Source organism: Alphaproteobacteria bacterium (assembly GCA_019635875.1).
Taxonomy (GTDB): Bacteria; Pseudomonadota; Alphaproteobacteria; order Reyranellales; family Reyranellaceae; genus JAFAZJ01.
Genome location: JAHBYP010000003.1, coordinates 378,329 through 399,695 on the forward strand (window position 1 = coordinate 378,329; position 21,367 = coordinate 399,695).

13 protein-coding genes are annotated in these 21,367 nt (G+C 69.6%); 10 read left to right on the forward strand and 3 right to left on the reverse strand.

Annotated elements, in window-relative coordinates; translation table 11 throughout:
• Nucleotide 1: 1 nt before the first annotated feature.
• Nucleotides 2-4,552, reverse strand: coding sequence for an FG-GAP repeat protein (locus KF889_13115; GenBank protein ID MBX3500382.1), 4,551 nt, complete (start codon nt 4,550-4,552; stop codon nt 2-4).
• 194 nt (nt 4,553-4,746) lie between these two features.
• Between KF889_13115 and KF889_13120 the strand changes: the two genes are divergently transcribed.
• The 8 genes from KF889_13120 to KF889_13155 all read left to right on the forward strand — a co-directional run bounded on the left by KF889_13120 (nt 4,747) and on the right by KF889_13155 (nt 16,484).
• Complete coding sequence (locus tag KF889_13120) at nt 4,747-5,721, forward strand: TauD/TfdA family dioxygenase (GenBank protein ID MBX3500383.1); 975 nt, start codon at nt 4,747-4,749, stop codon at nt 5,719-5,721.
• Nucleotides 5,722-5,789: 68 nt separating this feature from the next.
• Nucleotides 5,790-7,004, forward strand: a complete 1,215-nt coding sequence (locus tag KF889_13125) for an MFS transporter (GenBank protein MBX3500384.1) — start codon at nt 5,790-5,792, stop codon at nt 7,002-7,004.
• Nucleotides 7,005-7,012: 8 nt separating this feature from the next.
• A complete protein-coding gene (locus KF889_13130) occupies nt 7,013-7,966 on the forward strand; it encodes an ABC transporter permease (protein ID MBX3500385.1) in 954 nt (317 codons plus the stop codon).
• Nucleotides 7,967-8,052: 86 nt separating this feature from the next.
• Nucleotides 8,053-9,186, forward strand: a complete 1,134-nt coding sequence (gene dprA, locus KF889_13135) for a DNA-processing protein DprA (GenBank protein MBX3500386.1) — start codon at nt 8,053-8,055, stop codon at nt 9,184-9,186.
• A 65-nt stretch (nt 9,187-9,251) separates the two neighbouring features.
• A complete protein-coding gene (gene topA / locus KF889_13140; protein ID MBX3500387.1) occupies nt 9,252-11,915 on the forward strand; it encodes a type I DNA topoisomerase in 2,664 nt (887 codons plus the stop codon).
• A 76-nt stretch (nt 11,916-11,991) separates the two neighbouring features.
• The gene (rnr, locus tag KF889_13145; GenBank protein MBX3500388.1) at nt 11,992-14,265 is read left to right on the forward strand and encodes a ribonuclease R; all 2,274 of its coding nucleotides are present in this window, start codon (nt 11,992-11,994) and stop codon (nt 14,263-14,265) included.
• Between the two features lie 112 nt (nt 14,266-14,377).
• Nucleotides 14,378-14,779: a DUF983 domain-containing protein gene (locus tag KF889_13150; GenBank protein MBX3500389.1), complete on the forward strand. Its 402-nt coding sequence runs from the start codon at nt 14,378-14,380 to the stop codon at nt 14,777-14,779.
• Between the two features lie 154 nt (nt 14,780-14,933).
• Complete coding sequence (locus tag KF889_13155) at nt 14,934-16,484, forward strand: PDZ domain-containing protein (GenBank protein MBX3500390.1); 1,551 nt, start codon at nt 14,934-14,936, stop codon at nt 16,482-16,484.
• Nucleotides 16,485-16,561: 77 nt separating this feature from the next.
• Here the strand turns inward: KF889_13155 and KF889_13160 are convergent, their stop codons facing one another.
• The gene (locus KF889_13160) at nt 16,562-17,755 is read right to left on the reverse strand and encodes an amidohydrolase (protein ID MBX3500391.1); all 1,194 of its coding nucleotides are present in this window, start codon (nt 17,753-17,755) and stop codon (nt 16,562-16,564) included.
• A 130-nt stretch (nt 17,756-17,885) separates the two neighbouring features.
• On the opposite strand from KF889_13160, the gene KF889_13165 reads away from it, so the two are divergent.
• Nucleotides 17,886-19,451 (forward strand): acetyl-CoA acetyltransferase, encoded by a 1,566-nt coding sequence (locus tag KF889_13165; GenBank protein ID MBX3500392.1) that lies wholly within the window; start codon nt 17,886-17,888, stop codon nt 19,449-19,451.
• A 135-nt stretch (nt 19,452-19,586) separates the two neighbouring features.
• A complete protein-coding gene (locus tag KF889_13170) occupies nt 19,587-20,927 on the forward strand; it encodes an MATE family efflux transporter (protein MBX3500393.1) in 1,341 nt (446 codons plus the stop codon).
• Here the strand turns inward: KF889_13170 and KF889_13175 are convergent.
• Nucleotides 20,899-21,360, reverse strand: a complete 462-nt coding sequence (locus KF889_13175; protein ID MBX3500394.1) for a DUF1772 domain-containing protein — start codon at nt 21,358-21,360, stop codon at nt 20,899-20,901. The two genes, KF889_13170 and KF889_13175, sit on opposite strands and share 29 nt — an antisense overlap.
• Nucleotides 21,361-21,367: the final 7 nt, after the last annotated feature.

The following is a 21,367-nucleotide window of genomic DNA, read 5'->3' on the forward strand; positions in this document are numbered from 1 at the left end:
CCTAGACGAAGTCGCTGCCCGTCCAGACGTAGCCGGCCTGCGCGGTGATGGTGTGGCCGTCCGACAGCACGGCGATGTTGGCGCTCGCACCCAGATGATCGAAGGTCACCCCTGCGAGGTGGACCCTGTCGCCGTCGGCGGGATTGAAGTCGGTGATGATGTCGTTGCCGTCGCCCGAGGCGTAGGCGAAGACGTCCGCGCCAGCGCCGCCGGTCAAGGTGTCGTCGCCGGCACCGCCCGTCAGGGTATTGGCCGCGTCGTTGCCGATCAGCACATTGTCGGCGGCATTGCCGGTCGCGGAGATCGACGAGGAGCCGCTCAGCAGCAGCTCCTCCAGCCCGTCGCCCAGGGTATAGCTCACCGAGCTTTCGACGCGGTCATAATCGTTCAGGGCGGTCCATTCCGCGCCGATCACGGTCCACTCGCTGCCGGGCAGCAGCGACGCGGGCGCGGTGACGGCGGTGCGTGTCGCGCCATCCATCTGCCACAGCTCGGTGCCGCCCTCGCTGGTGCGCCACGCGATGTCCGCCTTGCCGTCGCCGGTGAAGTCGCCGACCGCGCCCACCGACCAGCCGGTCGGCGCGCCGTGCGACAGCGCGATGGTGGCACCGGATGACCCACCTTTCATCTGCCAGATGCTGGCCGCACCCGTGGCGGAGTTGTGCCAAAGCAGGTCCGTCCTGCCGTCGCCGGTGAAATCGGCGGCGCCCGCCACCTGCCACTCCGGTCCGAGCTTCAGCGACAACCACGTCGACGTGGTCGCGCTCACGCCGTCCATGTGCCACAGGCTGCCGTAGCCACCGCTCTTGTGGTGCCAGAGGATGTCGGCCTTGCCGTCACCGGTGAAATCGCCAACGCCGGCGATGGCCCAGCTGGTATCGACCGTCGACACATTGGCCGCGCCGGTCCTGGCGCCGGCGGCGTCGAGATACCAGACGAGGTTCTCGCCTGTGCCGACATTGCGGAAGAGATGGTCGTCGGCGCCGTCGCCGTTGAAATCGGCGCGGCCTTCGAGGATCCAGCCCTGCCCCGGCCGTGTCGTCGCGACCGGCGCTCCAGGACCCGACAAGACGTCCCATGACGCCACCTCGCCGGTGACGAGGTTCTGGCCATGGAGCGTGATCGTCGGCGTGCCGGCGGTCTCGATGATGACGTCGCCGGCATGGTCGACGCGGTACACGTCGTCGCCCGCGCCGCCCACGAGCGTATCGATGCCGCCGCCGCCGTCTAGGGTGTCTCGGCCGTCGCCGCCATAGAGAATGTCGTTGCCCAGGCCGCCGTGGAGGATGTCGTCGCCGGCATCGCCGTGGAGCGTGTCGACGTCGCCCGGGCTGTCGCCGCCATGGAGCAGATCGTCGCCATCGCCGCCGAACAGCGCGTCGGCGCCATCGCGGCCCAGCAGCGTGTCGTCGCCCGCCGCCCCCCACAGGGTGTTGGCCGCGGCATTGCCGGTGAGGACGTTGTCGGCGCCGTTACCGGTGCCGTCGATCGCCGCCGTGCCGCCAAGCGTCAGATCCTCGACGCCGCTGCCCAGCGTGTAACTCACCGAGCTCTCGACGCGGTCGCGGTCGTCGAGCGCCGTCCACTCCAAGCCGATCGTCGTCCACTGGCTGTCGGGCAGCATGCTCGCGGGCGTGGTGACAGCGACACGCGAGGCGCCATCCATCTGCCACAGGCTGGTGCCGCCGGTGTCGGTGCGCCAGGCGATGTCGGCCTTGCCGTCGCCGGTGAAGTCGCCGACCGCGCCGACCTGCCAGCCCACCGGCGCCGCCGACAGCTGGGTGATCGCCGTGGCCGTGGCGCCATTCATCTGCCACAGAGTGGTCAGGCCGGCGGTGGGATTGCGCCAGAGGATGTCCACCTTGCCGTCGCCGGTGAAATCGGCGACGCCGGCGACCTGCCAGTCCAGCCCGAGCTGCTTCGGCAGCCAGGTCGAGGCGGTCGCGCTCACGCCGTCCATCTGCCACAGCGTGGCGTGGCCGCCGCCCTGGTGACGCCAGAGGATGTCGGCCTTGCCGTCGCCATTGAAGTCGCCGACACCGGCGACGGCCCAGCCGGTATCGACCGTGGCGACCGACGCGGAACCGGTCTGCGCGCCGCTGTCGTCGAGATACCAGACGAGGTTCGCGCCCGTGTTCTGGTTGCGCCAGAGGCTGTCGACATGGCCATCGCGGTTGAAATCCGCGCGGCCGGCCAGCTTCCAGCCCGATCCGTCCGGCGTCGTCATCGCCGCCGGCGCGCCGAGCCCTTCCTCGCCGACGCGCCACGCCGTCACGGCACCGCTGCCGTTGCGGGCGTACAACGTCAGTACCGGCAAGGGCTGCTCGACGATCAGATCGTCCACATGGTCGACGCGATAGACATCAGCGCCCCCGCCGCCGGACATGGTGTCGATGCCGACCCCGCCGTCGAGCGTGTCGTCACCAGTGCCGCCATACAGGGTGTCGTTGCCCGCGCCGCCCAGGAGGATGTCGTTGCCGGCACCGCCATGCAGGATGTCGTTGCCGCCGGCGCCATCGATCACGTCGTTGCCGCCCAGCCCGTCGAAGGAATCATCGGAGCTGCTGAGAACACGCTGATCGGCCAGCTCCGTCGCCGGCTCGACGACGGGCTCGGGCGGCGCGATGAAGGGGTCGGCGCCGGTCACCGCAATGGATGGTCCGGCGATGACGTTGCCGCTGCCGGCGATGGCCAGCGTGCCGCTGCCCTGCACGTTGGCGAGCCGGGTCGTGTCCGCGCCGCCGCCGTAGTACTCGTTGCTGACTCCGATCAGCGTCAGCGTGTCGCCCGCCAGGTAGCCGCCGATGGCGACCTGCTGCGGTCCCCAGGTCGAGAAGGTGTTGTCGACGAAGCTGCCCGATCCCTCGACAATCGCGCCGGTCCCGAGATTGTTCTCGAAGCCGTTGTTGCGCACCAGGGTGATGCCCGAGCTGGCGTAAAGCCCGGGGCCATCGTTCTCGACGAAATAGGCACCGCGCACGGTCATGTCGCGCGCTCCGTCATCGAGGATCAGGCCGGCGCCACCGTTCTTGCGAAAGCCGCCGCCGATCCACTCGAGATCGCTGGGCATGACGCCGGCCGAGGTCCCGGCGAAGCGCGCGCCGCCACCGTCATTGCCGTGCACCCACGAGTCGAACACCGTGCCGCGCACGTTGCCCAGGACATCGAGGCCGACGCCGCGGACATGCTCGATGTTGACGTGGCGGATGTCGATGTCCACCGAACGGTCGGCGCCATCGGCGACGATCCGGATGCCGGCCGACTCCGTGCCGTTGCCGATGATCGAGAAGTTCGACAGCGTCAGCGCGCCGACCTGCACGCCTGCCGCGACGACGATCTCGATCACCGGGCCGCCATCGGCAACCTGCGAGAAGAGCTTGGCGCCGCCCAGATCGATGCCGGTCGCGGCCTGGCTGGAGCTGGTGATGTTGATCACGATCGGCGCGCTGATCATGTAGCTGTTCTGGCTCGACAGCTTCACCAGCGTGCCATCGGCAATGGCCGAGCGAAGCGCGCCTTCGACGACGCCGGTGCCGGCGCTGTCGGGCAGCGGCAGCATCGCCACCGGGCTCGGTGCCTCGAGCGTGGGCAGCGCCACGCCCTGCGTGGCCACGGTCACGTGCGCCAGGTTGCCACCGCCGGCGCCGCTCACCAGGACGTTGGCACCGGTCACGACGGTCTCGCCGTCGCTGCACAGGAACAGGCCGCCACTGCCCTGCACGTTGGCCAGCACGGTGGTGTCGGCGCCGCTTCCGGTCCAGGTGCTCTCGTTGCCGATCAGCGTGGCGTTGCCGGTCAGGTAGCCCTTGATGCCGACACTCTGGGCGCCGGAGCTGGAGAAGTCGTTGTCGTTGAAGCCGCCGAAATTCTGGAACCAGATGCCGGCGCCCTGGTTGTCGACGAAGTCGCTGGAGCACACCGAGGTGATGCCCCACGCGGCGCTGATGCCGACGCCCTGGTTGCCGGTGAACGTGGCGCCCTCGACGCTGATGTCGCGCGCGCCGTTGTCGAGCAGGAGGCCGGGACCGCCATTGTCCTCGAAGCCGCCGCCGAGCCAGCGCAGCGCGCTGGTGGCACCGCCTTCCGGGCTGTGCGCGAAGCGCGCGCCGCCCTCGCCGTTGCCGATCATCCAGGAATTGCAGATCGTGCCCTCGAACACGCTGCCTTCGATGTCGAGGCCGTAGCCGCCGACGCCCTCGACGGTCACGTCGCGGATCGTCCAGTTGTATAGCCAGCTGTCGTTGCTGGGCACCACGATGCTGATGCCGTCGCCCTCCAGGCCGTTGCCCTGGATGGTGAAGTTGGACAGCTGGAGATAGCGCAGGTCGACGCCGGGCTCGACTACGAGCTGGATCACCGGCTGGCCGGCCGGCACCTGCGAGATGAACGTGGCACCGCCGCCATCGAGGCCGAGCGCCCCCTGGACCGTGCTGGTGACATGAATGACGATCGGCTCGGTGATCGTGTAGGTCGCGGGGGCGATGTGGGCGACATAGCCGCCCGCAATGGCCGCACTCAGGGTGCCGCCAAGATCCAGGGTCGTCGTGCTCATTCTACTCGGGGGCCCGTGCCGGTCTCGACGTGCGCGGTTTCGACGTCACGTCGACGGGGCCGATGTACGGGACCGCACCGGCCCGGTCGACGACAAGCGGCTCCAGAATGGACCATCGCGCGTCGCGTGCGATTTCCCGTGACATCCACCACCGGCGGACGGAGATTCACCGCCAAGGAAGTTCGGAGGAAACCATGGACGGCACGATCAGGGCCGAGGCCGCGCCGCACGTGAAGGTGCGCCGGGTCGGCGGCAATATCGGCGCGGAGATCTCCGGCGTGAACCTCGGCAAGCTCAGCGACGCCGAGTTCGCGGTGATCCACGATGCCCTGGTGCGCCACGAGGTGATCGTCTTCCGCGACCAGGACATCACCATCGACCAGCAGATGGACTTCGGTCGCCGGTTCGGCGATCTCTCGATCCACCCCTTCTCGCCCAACCTCGACGACAAGCGCGAAGTCATCGTGCTCGACAATCACAAGGACAACCCGCCGCATCTCACCGACCAGTGGCACGCCGACGAGACGTTTCGGGCCGCTCCCCCGTTAGGCACCATCCTGCGCGCCAAGATCTCGCCCGAGACCGGCGGCGACACGCTGTTCTCCAGCATGACGGCGGCCTATGCCGGCCTGAGCGAGCCGATGAAGCGCTACATCCACGGCATGGAGGCGCTGCACGACTTCAAGCCGTGGCGGCCGCTGTTCACCTCGTCGGAGGCGCACCAGAAGAAATTGCGCGAGATCGAGGCCAAATGGCCGCCACAATGGCATCCCGTGGTGCGCGTGCATCCGGTGTCGGGCCGCCGCATCCTCAACGTCCAGGCCCAGTTCTGCGTCAAGTTGCGCGGCCTGCGCGAGGACGAGAGCGACATGATCCTGAAGTTCCTCTACAGCCGCGCCGCCATCCCTGAGTACCAGATGCGGGTGAGCTGGCAGCCGCATACCGTGGTGATGTGGGACAACCGCGCGGTGCAGCACTACGCCGTGCACGACTACTACCCCAGTCGCCGCACCATGGAGCGCGTCACCGTCGCCGGCGATCCCGTCATGGGCGTGAGCGGGCCCTACACGTCGGAGGACAATGTCGGCCCGCTGCCCGACGGCAAGGGCGCGGTGATCGCGCCGCCCGGCAAGCGCCCGATCCGCGAGTTCGAGCGCGGCACGTATTGAGAGGGGATGGCTGACCTGCCCGAACGGTGGTCGCGGCTGCTGCAACCAGCCGCTACAACCCGCATCCCATGTCGTCCCCCTCCTCGGTCGTTACCGAATCGTCACCATCAAGCGCGCGCCTGCCCTGGGCGCTGATCGGCGCGGCGTGCCTGGGCAGCTTCGCCGCCACGGCCAGCGGCACGACGCGCGCGCCGCTGCTCATCGACATGGCGCGCGATCTCGAGGTCAGCATTCCGCTGGTCGCCAACCTGGTGACCGCGACCTCGATCGCCTGGGGCATCACCTCGTTCCTGTCGGGCGTCGCCTCGGACCGCTGGGGACGGCGGCCGTGCCTGATCGGCGGCACGCTGGCGCTGTGCGTGGCGATGATCGGCGTGGCGCTGGCCGGGCAGTTCTGGTCGGTGGCGGTGTGGGCGACGCTCGCCGGCGGCTGCTCCGGCGTGTTCATGGGCGCGGTCTTCGCCGAAGTCTCCAGCCGCGTGCCCGATCAGCAGCGCGGCCGCGCGCTCGGCTGGGTGATGAGCGGCCAGTCGCTGACATTGGTCGTCGGCGTGCCGGCGGCGGCGTGGCTCGGCGCTGGCATCGGCTGGCGCGGCGTCAATGTCTGCGTCGGTGCGCTGGCCCTGCTGGCCGCGATCAGCCTGTGGTTCACCACGACGCGGCCGGCGGCGGGCGCGGCGAAGGCCGGCGGCCGGCCGATCTCGCTCCGGCAGGCGATGACGACGCCCGTAGTGATGCTGCTCACCATGGGGATCGCCGAGCGCATCTGCTACGGCCTCGTCGTCGTGTACTTCGCCACCTTCCTGCAGCAGACCTACAACCTGCCGCTGGCGGCGGTCGGCGTGCCGCTGCTGCTCATGGCGATCGGCAATCTTGTGGGCACGGCGCTGGGCGGCCAGCTCGCCGACCGCACGCGCGATCGCCTGGGCCTATTCGGCCACAGCCTGATCGGCACGGGAATCGCCGGCGTGGCGCTCTTCATCTGGGTGCCGGGACTGGTCGAGACCGTGGCGCTGTCCTTCGCCTATGTCTTCGTCAACGCGCTGGGCCGGCCGGCCTTCATGGCAGCGCTGGCCGACGTGCCCGACGACGTGCGCGGCACGGTCATGGGGCTGAACGGCACTTGTGCCAGCATCGGCTGGGCGGGCGCCGCCGGGCTGGGCGGCTGGATGATGGCGAGCCACGGCTTCCACGGCTTCGGCCCGCTGGTCGCGGCGCTGGCGCTGGCCGGCGCGGTGCTGGCCTACCTGCGCCGTGGCGCGGCGCGGCGCAAGGCGGCATGATCGGGCGCATGGCAGTCACCGCCTCCGAGCCGCCTCCTTCGAATGCGCCTGCCGGCGCGCTGCACCGCTTCGTCGACTCCGATCTGTGGCACAGCTTCACGCGTTCCTGGCTGACCATGATCGCCGCGGGCGTGACGCTGATATTCTTCCTCGGCGCCCTGTTCGCCCCGTGGATCGCGCCGCACGATCCCTTTGATCCCAGGGCGCTGAGCCTGATGAACGCCTTCACGCCGCCGGTCTGGCACGAAGACGGCAAGGCGACCTTCCCGCTGGGCACCGACAACCAGGGCCGCGACATGCTCTCGGCCATCATGTACGGCTGCCGCGTGTCGCTGATGATCGGCCTGGCGGCGATCTGCCTGTCGGTGACGACCGGCGTGCTGCTGGGCCTCGCCGCGGGCTTCAGGGGCGGCTGGCTCGACGCGCTGGTCATGCGCATCGCCGATATCCAGCTCACTGTGCCGGCGATCCTCACCGCGCTGACCCTGGACGGCGTGGCGCGCGCCGCCCTGCCCCAGGATGCGCACGACCAGGTGGCGATCTGGGTGCTGGTGCTGTCGATCGGCTTCGCCTACTGGCCGCAATTCGCCCGCGTCACGCGGGCCACGACCCTGGCCGAGAAGAACAAGGACTACGTTAACGCCGCGCGCATCATCGGCGTCAACCCGGTCAAGATCGCGCTCGGCCACGTGCTGCCCAACGCGCTGGGCCCGGTGCTGGTGATCGCCACCATCGAGCTGGCGCTGGCGATCATCGCCGAGGCGTCGCTCTCCTATCTGGGCGTCGGCATGCCGCCGACCCAGCCCTCGCTGGGCACGCTGATCCGCATCGGCAACGCTTTCCTGTTCTCGGGCGAGTGGTGGATCGTGATGTTCCCCGCCGCTGCCCTGGTGATCCTGTCGCTGGCGGTCAACCTGCTCGGCGACTGGCTGCGCGACGCGCTGAATCCCAAGCTTCGATAGCAACCCTGGGTTGATTTACAGAAAGTCTGATCGCGTTCATGGTACGGATCATGAACGCGCTGTCGCCCGTGCCGCTGCTGCGGCTGATGTTCCAGACGCCGGCCAGCCTGCCGCGGCTGGAAGGCGAGCGCCTGGCCCGCCTGCGGCTGGCGCGCACGCCGCGTGTCGGGCCGGTCACCTTCCATGAGATGCTGGGCCACTACGGTTCGGCCGAAGCCGCGCTCGATGCCCTGCCGGAGCTGGCGCGCACGGCGCGGCTCGATGCGCGCGCCGTTTCGGTCGCGCAGGTTCAGCGCGAGGCGGCCGACCTGGCCGGGCTGAACGGCCGTTTCATCATCGTCGGCGACGACGATTATCCCGCGCCGCTGGCGCAGATCGCCGACGCGCCGCCGGTGCTGTCGGTGATCGGCGATGCTTCCCTGTTGTCGCGGCCCTCGGTGGCAGTGGTCGGCGCGCGCAACGCCTCGGTCAATGGCCGGCGGCTGGCGGCGCAGTTCGCCGCCGAGCTGGGCCGCGCCGGCCAGGTCATCGCCTCCGGGCTGGCGCGCGGCATCGATGCCGCGGCGCATGAGGCGGCGCTGTCCTCGGGCACGATCGCGGTGCTGGCCGGCGGGGTCGACATTGTCTACCCGCCGGAGAACGAGGACCTGTACCGCGCCATCGCCGAAGGCGGCGCCATCGTCTCGGAGGCGCCGCTGGGCACGCGTCCGCAGGCGCGCCACTTCCCGCGCCGCAACCGCATCGTCTCGGGGCTGAGCGCCGGGGTGCTGGTGATCGAGGCTGCGCTGCAGTCCGGCTCACTGATCACCGCGCGCCAGGCGGCCGAGCAGGGCCGCGAGGTCTTCGCCGTGCCCGGCTCGCCGCTCGATCCCCGCGCGCGCGGTACCAACCGCCTGATCCGCGACGGCGCCCACCTGGTCGAAGACTGCGCCGATGTGCTGGCGCATCTCGCGGCCGTACCCGACGCGCCCCGACCGGCGCGTCAGGCCCACGTGGCTGCTGTGAAGGTACGCCCACAACAGATTGATAAGAAACAAGAAGAGTCCCACAACCCATGGCGTGACCAGGTCATCGCCTGTCTCGGGCCCGCGCCCACCAAGGTTGACGAAGTGGTCCGCCGGTGCCATGTGTCGCCGGCCGAAGTGGCTGGCCTGCTGCTCGAGCTGGAGCTCGCAGGGCGCCTCGAGCGGCACCGGGGCAACAGCGTGTCGCTGATCTAGTGCGCTGAAATCGCTCCGGAAAACCGGTTCCCAGGAGCCGCGCCGCCCCCTGGCGCGAGGGTTGGATGACCAATAACGTCGTCGTCGTCGAGTCGCCGGCCAAGGCGAAGACCATCGGCAAATACCTTGGCCCCGGCTACACGGTGCTGGCCAGCTTCGGCCATGTGCGCGACCTGCCGTCAAAAGACGGCTCGGTCCGTCCTGACGAGGATTTCGCCATGGACTGGGAAGTCGATTCCCAGTCGCAGAAGCGCGTCAACGACATCGCCCATGCCGTGAAGGGCGCGAAGACTCTATATCTGGCGACCGACCCCGACCGCGAGGGCGAGGCGATCTCCTGGCACGTGCGCGACATTCTCGCCCACAAGAAGGCGCTCAACGGCGTGGCCGTGCGACGCGTCGCCTTCAACGCCATCACCAAGCAGGCGGTGCAGGAAGCCATCGCCCACCCCCGCGACATCGACCAGCCGCTGGTCGACGCCTACCTGGCGCGCCGCGCGCTCGACTACCTGGTGGGCTTCACGCTGTCGCCGGTGCTGTGGCGCAAGCTGCCGGGCAGCCGCTCGGCCGGGCGCGTGCAGTCGGTCGCGCTCAGGCTGATCTGCGAGCGCGAGGCCGAGATCGAGGCCTTCAGGGCGCGCGAGTACTGGACCGTCGACGCCCTGTTCGAGACGCCGCGCGGCCAGACCTTCAAGGCGCGGCTGACGCATCTCAACGGCCAGAAGCTCGACAAGTTCGACATCCCGACCGAGGCCCAGGCGCTCGCCGCCAAGCAGCAGATCGAGCATCGTGCCTTCACGGTGGCCGGCGTCGACCGCCGCCAGATCCGGCGCAACCCGCCGCCGCCCTTCATCACCTCGTCGCTGCAGATGGAGGCCTCGCGCAAGCTGGGCTTCGGCGCCGCGCACACCATGCGCATCGCCCAGCGCCTCTACGAGGGCGTCGACATCGGCGGCGAGACGGTGGGCCTGATCACCTATATGCGCACCGACGGTGTCGACCTCGCGCCCGAGGCGCGCGCGCAGACCCGCCGCCTGATCGAGAGTCGCTATGGCAGTGACTACGTGCCGGAGAAGCCGCGCTTCTATTCCAGCAAGGTCAAGAACGCGCAGGAAGCGCACGAGGCGATCCGCCCGACCGATCTCTTCCGCACGCCCGACGAGCTGGCGCGCCATCTCGACAAGGACCAGCTGCGCCTCTACGAGCTGATCTGGAAGCGCACCGTGGCGTGCCAGATGGAAAGCGCGGTGTTCGACCAGGTCACGGTCGATCTCGAATCAGGCGACAGGAACGTGCGCCTGCGCGCCACCGGCTCGGTGCTGAAGTTCGACGGCTTCCTCAAGCTCTACGAGGAAGGCCGCGACGATGAGGACGACGAGAACGGCGCGCGCCTGCCCGACGTCAACGAGGGCGAGGCGGTCAAGCGCAACGACGTGATCGCCGAGCAGCATTTCACCGAGCCGCCGCCGCGCTATTCCGAGGCCAGCCTGGTGAAGAAGCTCGAGGAGCTCGGCATCGGCCGGCCCTCGACCTATGCCAGCATCATCGAGGTGCTGCAGGCACGCAACTACGTGAAGATCGACCGCAAGCGCTTCGTGCCCGAGGACCGCGGCCGCATCGTCACGGCGTTCCTGTCGAGCTATTTCACGCGCTACGTCGAGTATGGCTTCACCGCGCATCTCGAGGAGCTGCTCGACGACATCTCCGGCGGCAGCGCCGACTGGCGCGCCGTGCTGCGCGAGTTCTGGCGCGAATTCAAGGGCGCGGTCGACGAGACCAAGGAACTGCGCGTCAAGGACGTGCTCGACCAGCTCGACATGGAGCTGGGCCCGCATTTCTTCCCGGAGCGCGCCGACGGCAAGGACCCGCGCGGCTGCCCGGCGTGCAACGCCGGCCGGCTCAATCTCAAGCTGGGCAAGTTCGGCGCCTTCATCGGCTGCTCGAACTATCCGGAGTGCCGTTACACGCGCAAGCTGGCGGTGGCCAACGACAATGCCGACGAGGGCGCGCTCGAAGGGCCGCGCGTGCTGGGAGAGGATCCGGAGACCGGCAAGCTGGTGACGGTGCGCCAGGGCCCCTACGGCGCCTACGCCCAGCTCGGCGAACCCGAAGGCAAGGACAAGCCCAAGCGCGCCTCGCTGCCCAAGGGCTACAACGCCGCCGAAGTCACGCTCGAGCAGGCGCTGGCGATCCTGGCGCTGCCGCGCACGCTGGGGCCACATCCCGACACCGCGCAGCCGATCGTCGCCGGCATCGGCCGTTTCGGCCCCTATGTGCGACACGGCTCGACCTACAAGTCGATCCCCGGCGACGAGGACGTGCTGAGCATCGGCATGAACCGCGCCGTGGCGCTGCTCGCCGAAGCCAAGGGACCGGGCCGCGGCCGCGCCGCGGTGACCCCGCTGCGCACGCTCGGCCCGCATCCCGACGACCAGCAACCGGTCGAGGTCTATAGCGGCCGCTACGGCCCCTACGTGAAGCACGGCAAGGTCAATGCCACACTGTCGAAGGATCTCGCGCCCGAGAGCGTGACCCTGGAGCAGGCGCTGCCGCTGCTCGCCGCGCGCGCCGCCAACGGTAGCGGCAAGAGGCCGGCGCGCGGTCGTGCCGGCGCGGCGAAGAAGAAGGCCGCCGCAACGGTCGAGACGATCGCCGCCAAGCCGGCGGCCAAGGCCAAGAAGAAGGCCACGCCGAAATCCCGCAAGGCCCCCACCAAGGACGCTGCGTGACCTGGGACCGCCGGCGTCCCGCCGGCTCATGCGCTCTCCATCACCGCGAAGATGCCGGCGGGACGCCGGCGGTCCCATGAAGAACAAGATTCCTGTCCCCTTGCCGACGCGCGATGACGTGCTGCGCTTCATCCGCGAGAGTCCGGTTCCCGTCGGCAAGCGCGAGATCGCCAAGGCCTTCAACGTGAAGGGCGCCGACCGCGTGGCGCTCAAGCAGATGCTGCGCGACCTGCGCGCCGACGGCACGGTGTCGCGCGGCACGCGTCGCGAGCTGATGGCGCCCGACTCGCTGCCCGAATACCTCGTGGTCGAGGTGATCGGCCCCGATGCCGACGGTGACGTGCAGGCGAAGCCGGCGCGCTGGAATCCCGACGATGGCAAGGCGCCGCCGGAGATCGTGCTGCTGGCGTCAACTGACCACGCCGCGCCCGGCGCCGGCGACCGGTTGCTGGTGTCGCTGAAGAAGCGCGGCGCCAACCGTTACGAGGCGAAGATCGTGCGCAAGGTCGGCGCCGGTCCGCGACGCATCCTCGGCGTCTTCGAAGCGGCCGGCGGCAAGCGCGGCCCCGGCGTGGTGCGTCCGACCGATCGCAAGCTGCGCTTCGAGATCGCTATCGACGCCGGCGCGCGCGGTGAGGCCGAGCCCAACGACGTGGTCTGGGTCGAGCAGCTGGGCGGGCCGCTGGCGCGCCGCGGCCGCGTGGTCGAGCGGGTCGGCTCGCTGTTCGAGCCGCGCACCGTCAGCCTGATCGCCATCGCCGCCAACGACATCCCGGTCGAGTTCGCCGAAGCAGCCCTCGACCAGGCCGCCGCCTGCGGCCCGGCGCCGATGGGCAACCGCCTCGACCTGCGCGCCGTGCCCTTCGTCACCATCGACGGCGAGGACGCGCGCGACTTCGACGATGCGGTGTTCGCCGAACCCGACCCCGCCGCCGACAACGAAGGCGGCTGGCGGCTGATGGTGGCGATCGCCGACGTCGCCTGGTACGTGCGCTCCGACGATCCGCTGGATCGCGACGCCTATCGCCGCGGCAACTCGGTCTATTTCCCCGATCGCGTCGTGCCGATGCTGCCGGAGGAACTCAGCAACGGCTGGTGCTCGCTGCGCCCGCGCGAGGACCGGCCGGTGATGGTCGCAGAGATGTGGATCGACCGCGACGGCCGCATGTTGCGCCACCGTTTCCACCGCGCGATGATCCATTCGGCGGCGCGGCTGACATACAATCGCATGCAGGCGGCGCGCGACGGCCAGCCCGACGACGAGCTGCAGCCGCTGATGGACCTGGTCGTGGCGCCGCTCTACGGCGCCTATGCCGCGCTCGATGCGGCCAGGCGCGCGCGCGGCACGCTGGACCTCGACCTGCCCGAGAAGCGCGCGGTACTCGACGAGAAGGGCCGCATCGTCGAGTTCGGCGTGCGCCAGCGCCTCGACAGCCACAAGCTGATCGAGGAGTTCATGATCCTCGCCAACGTCGCCGCGGCAGAGACGCTGGAACAGCGCCACATGCCCTGCATGTACCGCGTGCACGACAAGCCAGACCCGCTGAAGCTCGAGGCGCTGCGCCAGTTCCTGGGCTCGCTGAACATCGGCCTGCCACCCGGCCTCAATCTGCGGCCCAGGGATTTCGCCCGAGCGCTGGAGAAGGCGTCGGGCTCGCCCTACGAGCGGCTGGTCAGCGAGACCATCCTGCGCGGCCAGAGCCAGGCGATCTACAGCCCCGACAACATCGGCCATTTCGGCCTGGCGCTGCGCCGCTACGCGCATTTCACCTCGCCGATCCGCCGCTACGCCGATTTGCTGGTGCATCGCGGCCTGATCGCCGCGCTGCGCCTGGGCGAGGGTGGTCTGGCCCATGCCGAAGGCGCGAGCTTCGCCGAGATGGGCGAGCACATCTCCCAGTGCGAGCGCCGCGCCGTGGCCGCCGAGCGCGCGGCGATGGACCGCTACATGGCCGCCTACATGAGCGAGCGCGTCGGCGCGAGCTTCGAGGCGCGCGTGTCTGGCGTCACCCGCTTCGGCCTGTTCGTCGCCCTCGACGAGAGCGGCGCGCAGGGCCTGATCCCGATCAAGACACTGGGAGCGGAATATTTCCGGCACGACGAACCCGGCCAGGCGCTGGTCGGCGGACGCAGCGGCACGACCTATCGCCTGGGCGACGCGCTGGTGGTCAAGCTGCGCGACTGCGACGTCGCCACCGGCAGCCTGGTGTTCGAGCTGATCGAGAAGACCGGCGGCGCGCCGTCGCTGCGTCCGGCGCCGCGTAGCGCCGATGCCAGGCGCGCGCCCAGACGTCCCGTCGCCAACCGTCCGGGCAAGCCACCGCAGATCAAGCGCGGGCGCCGCCGCTGATCTCCTGGCAGCGCCGGCGGGATGCCGGCGATCCCAAGGCCGCGCGGCAAGCCGCCACGCGAGACAACACGTCGCGATGGTTCAGCATGGGCGCAGGCCTATGTTTGCCGCCATGTCCGGTTCCGAACCCGTCGCACCGCCGATTCCGATCGATGACGGCGAGCGTCGCGATCGACCCGCCGCCATGTGGCGCGGTTGGTGCCGTCGCTGCCCGCGCTGCGGCGAGCCAACCCTGTTTCGCGCCTATCTCAAGATGGCCTCGACCTGCGCCGGCTGCGGCGAGGATCTCGAGCCCTTTCGCGCCGACGACGCGCCGGCCTATTTCACCATCTTCGCCATTGGACACATCATCGTGCCGCTGGTGCTGATGGTCGAACGGAGCTGGACCCCGTCCCTGTGGGTGCATGCCCTGCTCTGGATCCCGGCCTCGATCCTGCTCACCCTGGTGCTGCTGCCGCGCATCAAGGGAGCCACCATCGGGCTGCTCTGGGCGCTACGGTTCAAGCCCCGATAGGTGCCGCACGGGCGTCTTGTCATATGGCCCGATCCGCCGCCTGTGCTAGACTGCGGGGGTTGCGTCGCCGCCTTCACCGGCGACCGGCGGCGCGTGTGGGGACATGTCGGATATCAGGCCTGAAGCGTTGAACCCTGGCGGCAGGGGCCGGAGAATGTGGCGGACCGCGGCGATCCTGCTCGTCGCAGCCGGCGTGGCATCCTGCCTGTCCTCCGACGGCCCCTCGACCAGCGCCGCGGCGCCAGGGCGCGACGTTTCTGCCGCACGCGTGATGATGGCGAGCTACCGGGCCATCGCCGACCGCTACATCGAGGATCGCGACTTCCGCCTGCTCACGGTCGAATCGGTGCGCGGCGCGGCGTCGCTCGACCCACAGCTGCGCCTCGACGATCTCGGCGCCACCCTGCGGCTGAGCGCCGGCGATCGCGTGCTGCTCGACCGCGCGGTGCCGGCCTCGGGCGGCGATCCACGCGCCTGGGCGGAGATCGCCGCCGAGATGGTCGAGCTCTTGACCGAGGCGACGCCGCTGATGAAGGACGCCACGCGCGATCGCGTGGTCAAGGCGGCGCTCGACGCCACCGCCAAGCAACTCGACAAGAACTCGCGCTACTCCGATCCGCAGGAGGCGCGCGACAACCGCTTCAACCGCGAGGGGGCCGGCGGCATCGGCGTGACCGTGCAGGCCGAGGACGAGACCACCGTGGTCACCGCGGTGCAGGACGGTGCGCCGGCAGCCGCGGCCGGCATCAGGCCGGGCGACCGGATCGTCGGAGTCGACAGCGAGCGAGTCGCCGGCAAGCCGATGCGCGAGATCGTGCGCGCCCTGCGTGGGCGCATCGGCGAGCCCGTCACCGTCGTGGTCTTCCGCCCATCTGCCGGCACGGAGCTCAGCTTCGCCCTGCGCCGCCAGCTCATCATCCCGACGACGGTGACCCTGGAGCGGCGCGGCGACATCGCGCTGATCAAGCTCACCGGCTTCAACAGCGGCACGACGGAAACGCTGCGCGGCACGTTGCAGAAGCTCAGGGCCGAGCCGGCGGGCACGCTCTCCGGCATCATTCTCGACATGCGCGGCAACCCCGGCGGCCTGCTCGACCAGGCGATCTCGGTCGCCGAGCTGCTGCTCGACAACGGCCTGCTGCTGACCACCGACGGCCGCCATCCCGACAGCCGCCAGACCTTCCGCTCAGGCAACGGCGCACTGCTCGAGACCGTGCCCATGGTGGCGATCATGAACGGCCGCTCGGCCTCGGCGGCCGAGATCGTTGGTGCCGCCCTGCAGGATCGCGGCCGCGCGATCCTTGTCGGCAGCGCTTCCTACGGCAAGGGCACGGTGCAGACCGTGGTGCGCCTGCCCAACGAAGGCGAGCTGACCCTGACCTGGTCGCGCATGCATGCGCCCTCGGGCTATGCCTGGCACGAGCTGGGCGTGCTGCCGACGGTGTGCACCAGCCGCTTCGGCGGACCGGAGACGCTGTCGGGCGAGCTCGACGCGCGCGCCCAGGCGGTGCGCTCGACGCTGGTCGAGTGGCACGCGACGCGCAGGCTGCCGCCGGAGCGCATCAGCCGCCTGCGCGCCACCTGCCCGCCGGTCGACGACATGCCGGGCAAGGATCTCGACCTCGCCGAGCGGTTGCTGCACGACCGTCAGCTATACGCCCGCGCGCTCAACTACGCCGCCGGCGCGATCGCCGAGCGGCGTTAGCTGCAAAGCTGTCATCCCGAGCACAGCGAGGGATCCTTAGCCTGAAAGATTCCTCGCTGCGCTCGGAGTGACGGACGTCACTCCGCCGCCTGCCGCAGCGATTCCTTCGCCAACTGCTGCTCGACCAGGGTCACCCAGTACGACGCACCCAGCGGCAGGATCTCATCGTTGAAGTCGTAGCCGGGGTTGTGGACCATGCAGCTGCCTTCTCCGTCGCCGTTGCCGATCCAGATATAGGCGCCGGGCCGGGCCAGCAGCATCCAGGCGAAATCCTCCGAGCCCATCGCCGGCGTCGGGTTGCGGTTGACGTTGGCCTCGCCGACCAGCGCGGCGGCGGCGCGCGCCGCCTTCTCGGTCTCGACCTCGCTGTTGACCGTGGCCGGATAGCGCCGCTCGTAGCGCCACCCGGTGACCTCGGCACCCAGGCCCAGCGCGACGTTGCGCGCGATCCTCTCGATTCGCTGCTCGATCATGTCCTGCACCTCCTTGCGGAAGGTGCGCACCGTGCCGCGCAGCACGCATTCCTGCGGGATCACGTTCCAGGTGTCGCCGGCGTGGATCTGCGTCGTCGACACCACGGCCGTCGCCATCGGATCGACGTTGCGCGCCACGATCGACTGCAGCGCCGTCACGATATGCGAGCCGACGACGACTGGGTCGATGCCGTGATGCGGCATGGCGCCGTGCGCGCCCACGCCCTTCACCACGATCTCGAAGATGTCGTAGGCGGCCATCATCGGGCCGGGGCGGATGGCGAAGCGGCCGGTCGGGATACCGGGGATGTTGTGCATGCCGTAGACGTCGTCGCAGCGGAACTTGTCGAACAGCCCCTCCTCGACCATGACGCGGCCACCGCCCTCGTTCTCCTCGGCCGGCTGGAAGATGAAGTGCACCGTGCCGTCGAAATTGCGCGTCTCGGCGAGGTACTTGGCGGCGCCCAGCAGCATGCAGGTATGCCCGTCATGGCCGCAGGCGTGCATCTTGCCGGGGATGGTCGAGGCGTGGCCGAACTTGTTGGTCTCGTGAACGTCGAGCGCGTCCATGTCGGCGCGCAGGCCGATCGAGCGGCCGGAGGTGCCCGAGCGCAGGGTGCCGATCACGCCGGTCTTGGCGAGGCCGCGATGCACCTCGATGCCCCAGGATTCGAGCTTTCTGGCCACGACATCGGCGGTGCGGACCTCCTCGAAGGCGGTCTCGGGGTGGCTGTGGATGTCGTGGCGCCATTCCGTCATCTCGTCGTGGAAATCGGCGATGCGGTTGATGACGGGCATGGAGCGCTCCGGCGGCTGCAAGGAAGGTGGCGGGATCGTAGAGCGATACGGACCGGGGTCAAGCGCGGCCGGGCGCGCCTCAGCGATGCTATAGAAAGGGTACGGAGGACACGCCCATGAGGACACGCCCATGAGCAGCGACGATCTCGCCAGGGTCGAGGACAGCACGCCGATCCTGGTCGGCAGCGGCCAGATCACCGACACGACCTCGCGGCCGACCAGCGCCCGCTCACCCTCAGCCTTCATGGCTGAAGCCGCCCAGCTGGCCCTCGACGATGCACGCGCGGCCAAGGGCGCGGCGGTGCTGGCCACGATGCTCGATGCCATCGTCGCGCTGCCGCTCTTCACCGACTACAGCCCGCGCTTCTCCTCGCCCTTCGGCCGCTCGGACAACCCACCGCGCAGCATCGCCAATCGCATCGGCGCCACCAATGCGCGCGATCTCTATTACGCCCATGTCGGCGGCAACATGCCCCAGTACATGGTCAATAAGTTCGCCGAGCAGATCACCCGCGGCGAGATCCGCGCGGCGCTGGTCGCTGGCGCCGAGCTGATGCGCACCAACGCCATCGGGCGCAGGGAGAAGCTGACACTGGACTGGAACGAGTCACCCGGCGGCGAGCCCAGGCGCATCGGCGACGACCGCCTGGGCTACAGCCCGGAGGAAGAGCGCCACGGGCTGAACGCCGCCATCTACTTCTACCCGCTGATCGAGAATGCGATCCGTGCCGCCGCCGGCCGCTCGCTGCCCGACCACATGAAGTCGATGGGCCGGCTGTTCGAGGGCTTCGCCCGGGTGGCAAAAGCCAATCCGCTGGCGACGCGGCGCGAGGGCTACAGCGCCGAGCGGATCGCCACCGTCGATGCCGAGAACCGCTTCATCGCCTTCCCCTATCCGCGCCTGATGAACTCCAACGCGCTGGTCGACCAGGCGGCGGCGATCGTCATGACCTCGGTCGGCCACGCCCGGGCGCTGGGCATACCGGGCGATCGCTGGGTCTTCCTGCATGGCTGCGCCGACGGCACCGACACCTGGGTGACCAGCGAGCGCACCGCGCTGCATCGCTCGGCGGCGATCCGCGGTTGTGCCACGCGCTCGCTCGACATGGCCGGCCGCACGATCGGGCAGATCGACCTGTTCGACCTCTACAGTTGCTTCCCCTCGGCGGTCGAGATCGGCTGCCGTGAGATCGGGCTCGCCGAGGACGATCCGCGCGGGCTGACGGTGACCGGTGGCCTGCCGTTCTTCGGCGGCCCCGGCAACAACTACGTCACCCACTCCATCGCCGAGATGACGACGCGCCTGCGCGCCAGGCCGGGCGCCTTCGGTATGGTCACCGCCAACGGCAACTACGTCACCAAGCACTCAGCCGGCATCTACTCGAGGACGCCGACCGAGGGCACCTGGTCACGCGAGGATCCCAGGACGTTCCAGGCCGAGCTCGATGCATTGCCCCGAGTCCACGTCGAGACCACGCCCACGGGCACGGCGAAGATCGAGACCTACACCGTGACATTCGATCGCGAGACGCCGCAGCGCGGCATCGTCTTCGGCCGCCTTGAGAACGGCGCGCGCTTCGTCGCCAATACGCCCGACGATCAGGCCCTGCTGCAGGACATGATCACCAGGGATCAGCTTGGCCGACCGGGCACGCTTTCCAGCGACGGCAAGCGCAACATCTTCACGCCCGGCTGATTGCCAATTGCCGCGGGCGCCGCCATAGTGCCGGCGCTTTCGAGGAACACGTCCGTGGATCAGCGCTAAACCCCGACCCGTCTACGCCGCCTGCCCAAGACAGGTGCGTCCTGCGCTGTTTCCCCGGAGTCTCTCTTGTCCCATCCCCTGCTGGCGGCGCCCATCGCGCCGAGCCTGCTGCGTCTGGCCGGCCCGACCACCGGCATCATGGCGGTGCAGATCCTTGTCGGCATCGCCGAGACCTGGTTCGTCAGCCGCCTGGGTACCGAGGCGCTGGCCGGCTTCGCGCTGGTTTTCCCGTTCATGGCGATGACGCACAACCTGGCGAACGGTGGCATGGGCGGCGGCATCGCCGCAGCCATGGCACGCGCGCTGGGTGGCGGACGCCTCGACGATGCGCGGGCGCTGGCCCTGCACGCATTGATTCTCGCTCTCGTCTGCGCACTGATCTTCGCCATCTTCGCCTGGACGATCGCGCCGGCCGTGTACCAGCTGATGGGCGGCAGTGGTCCGGCGCTCGACCATGCGCTGGCCTTCAGCCAGGTCTGGTTCAGCGGCGCGGTCGTCGTGTGGATCGGTGCCTTCCTGTCGGCGATGCTGCGGGGTGGCGGCGATGCGGTGACGCCCGCCCGTTACGGGTTGCTGGGCTCGCTGATCTACATCCCCTTCTCCGGGGCGCTGTCGCTGGGCGTCGGTGACTGGTCCGGTCTCGGCATCGCGGGGCTCGCAATCGCGTCGTTGCTCACGGCCGTACTGACCACAGTCCCGATGGCGCGTGCGCTCTGGCGTGGGCGGTTGGGCTTCACGCCGGATCTGTCTGGGCCGCCGCAGGCTCGCCGGTTCCGGGAGATTCTACGCGTCGGGCTGCCGGGCTCGGCGACGACCCTGACGGACAGTCTCGCTGTCATTCTGGTGACCGGACTGGTCGGCCGCTTTGGCCCGGCCGCATTGGCGGGCTACGGAATCGGCGCGCGGCTGCAGTACATGGTGGGGCCGCTGGCCTACGGCATCGGCACCGGCCTCACGACGATGGTGGGCGTCGCCGCCGGTGCCAAGGCGTGGTCACGCGCGGTGCGCGTGGCGTGGTTCGGCGGGCTGGTCGCGTTCGGCGTGGCCGGCGCGATCGGATGGAGCGCTGCGCTGCTGCCACAGGCGTGGTCGCGCCTGTTCACGGCCGATGTGCCGGTGATCGCGGCCAGCGTCGCGTACATCACCTGGGTGGCACCGTTCTATGGCTTGTTCGGGCTCGGCCTGGCACTGAACTTCGCCAGCCAGGGCGCGGGACGCATGACGGTGCCGTTCATCGCCGGCATCATGCGCGTGCTGATCGTGACCGTCGGCAGCTGGCTCGCAGTCGAGAAGCTGAGCTTCGGACTCGAGGGCATCTTCGTCGCGATCGCGCTGGCCACCGCGGCCTATGGCGGCGCGATCGCCGGAGCCCTGCTGGTCAGGCCGTGGCGGTCGGCCGCCGTGTGACGGCGAAGATCGTGATGCCGCACAGCGCGGCGGCGTTCACCGCCGCGCTGGCGGCGTGCGAATACTCCCACTGAGCGCGCAGCGCTCTCCAGTTGTCGGGGATCATCGTCCAGTTCGCGGTGGCGCGATTGGTCGGCCAGGTCCAGACGAAGAAGATCGCGACGCTGAGGGCGAGCAGAATAGCGGCGGCGAACGCGAAGCGGCCATCCTGACGCCGATCGCTTGCAATCAGGCCGGCCGCAACGTCGGCGCCGACGGCGGCGAACAGCACCGCGCCCAGCCATGCCCAGCCCCGATAGACGCCCTGGGCGACAAAGTACTCATCGCGCGGCATGTCGATCTTGTTGGCCAGTGAAAACAGATGCGCAGCGGCCGGGGCGAGCGCCAGTGCCGTCAGCACGAGCGCGACGGCGGTGGCAATGCGCAGGACCATGATCGAT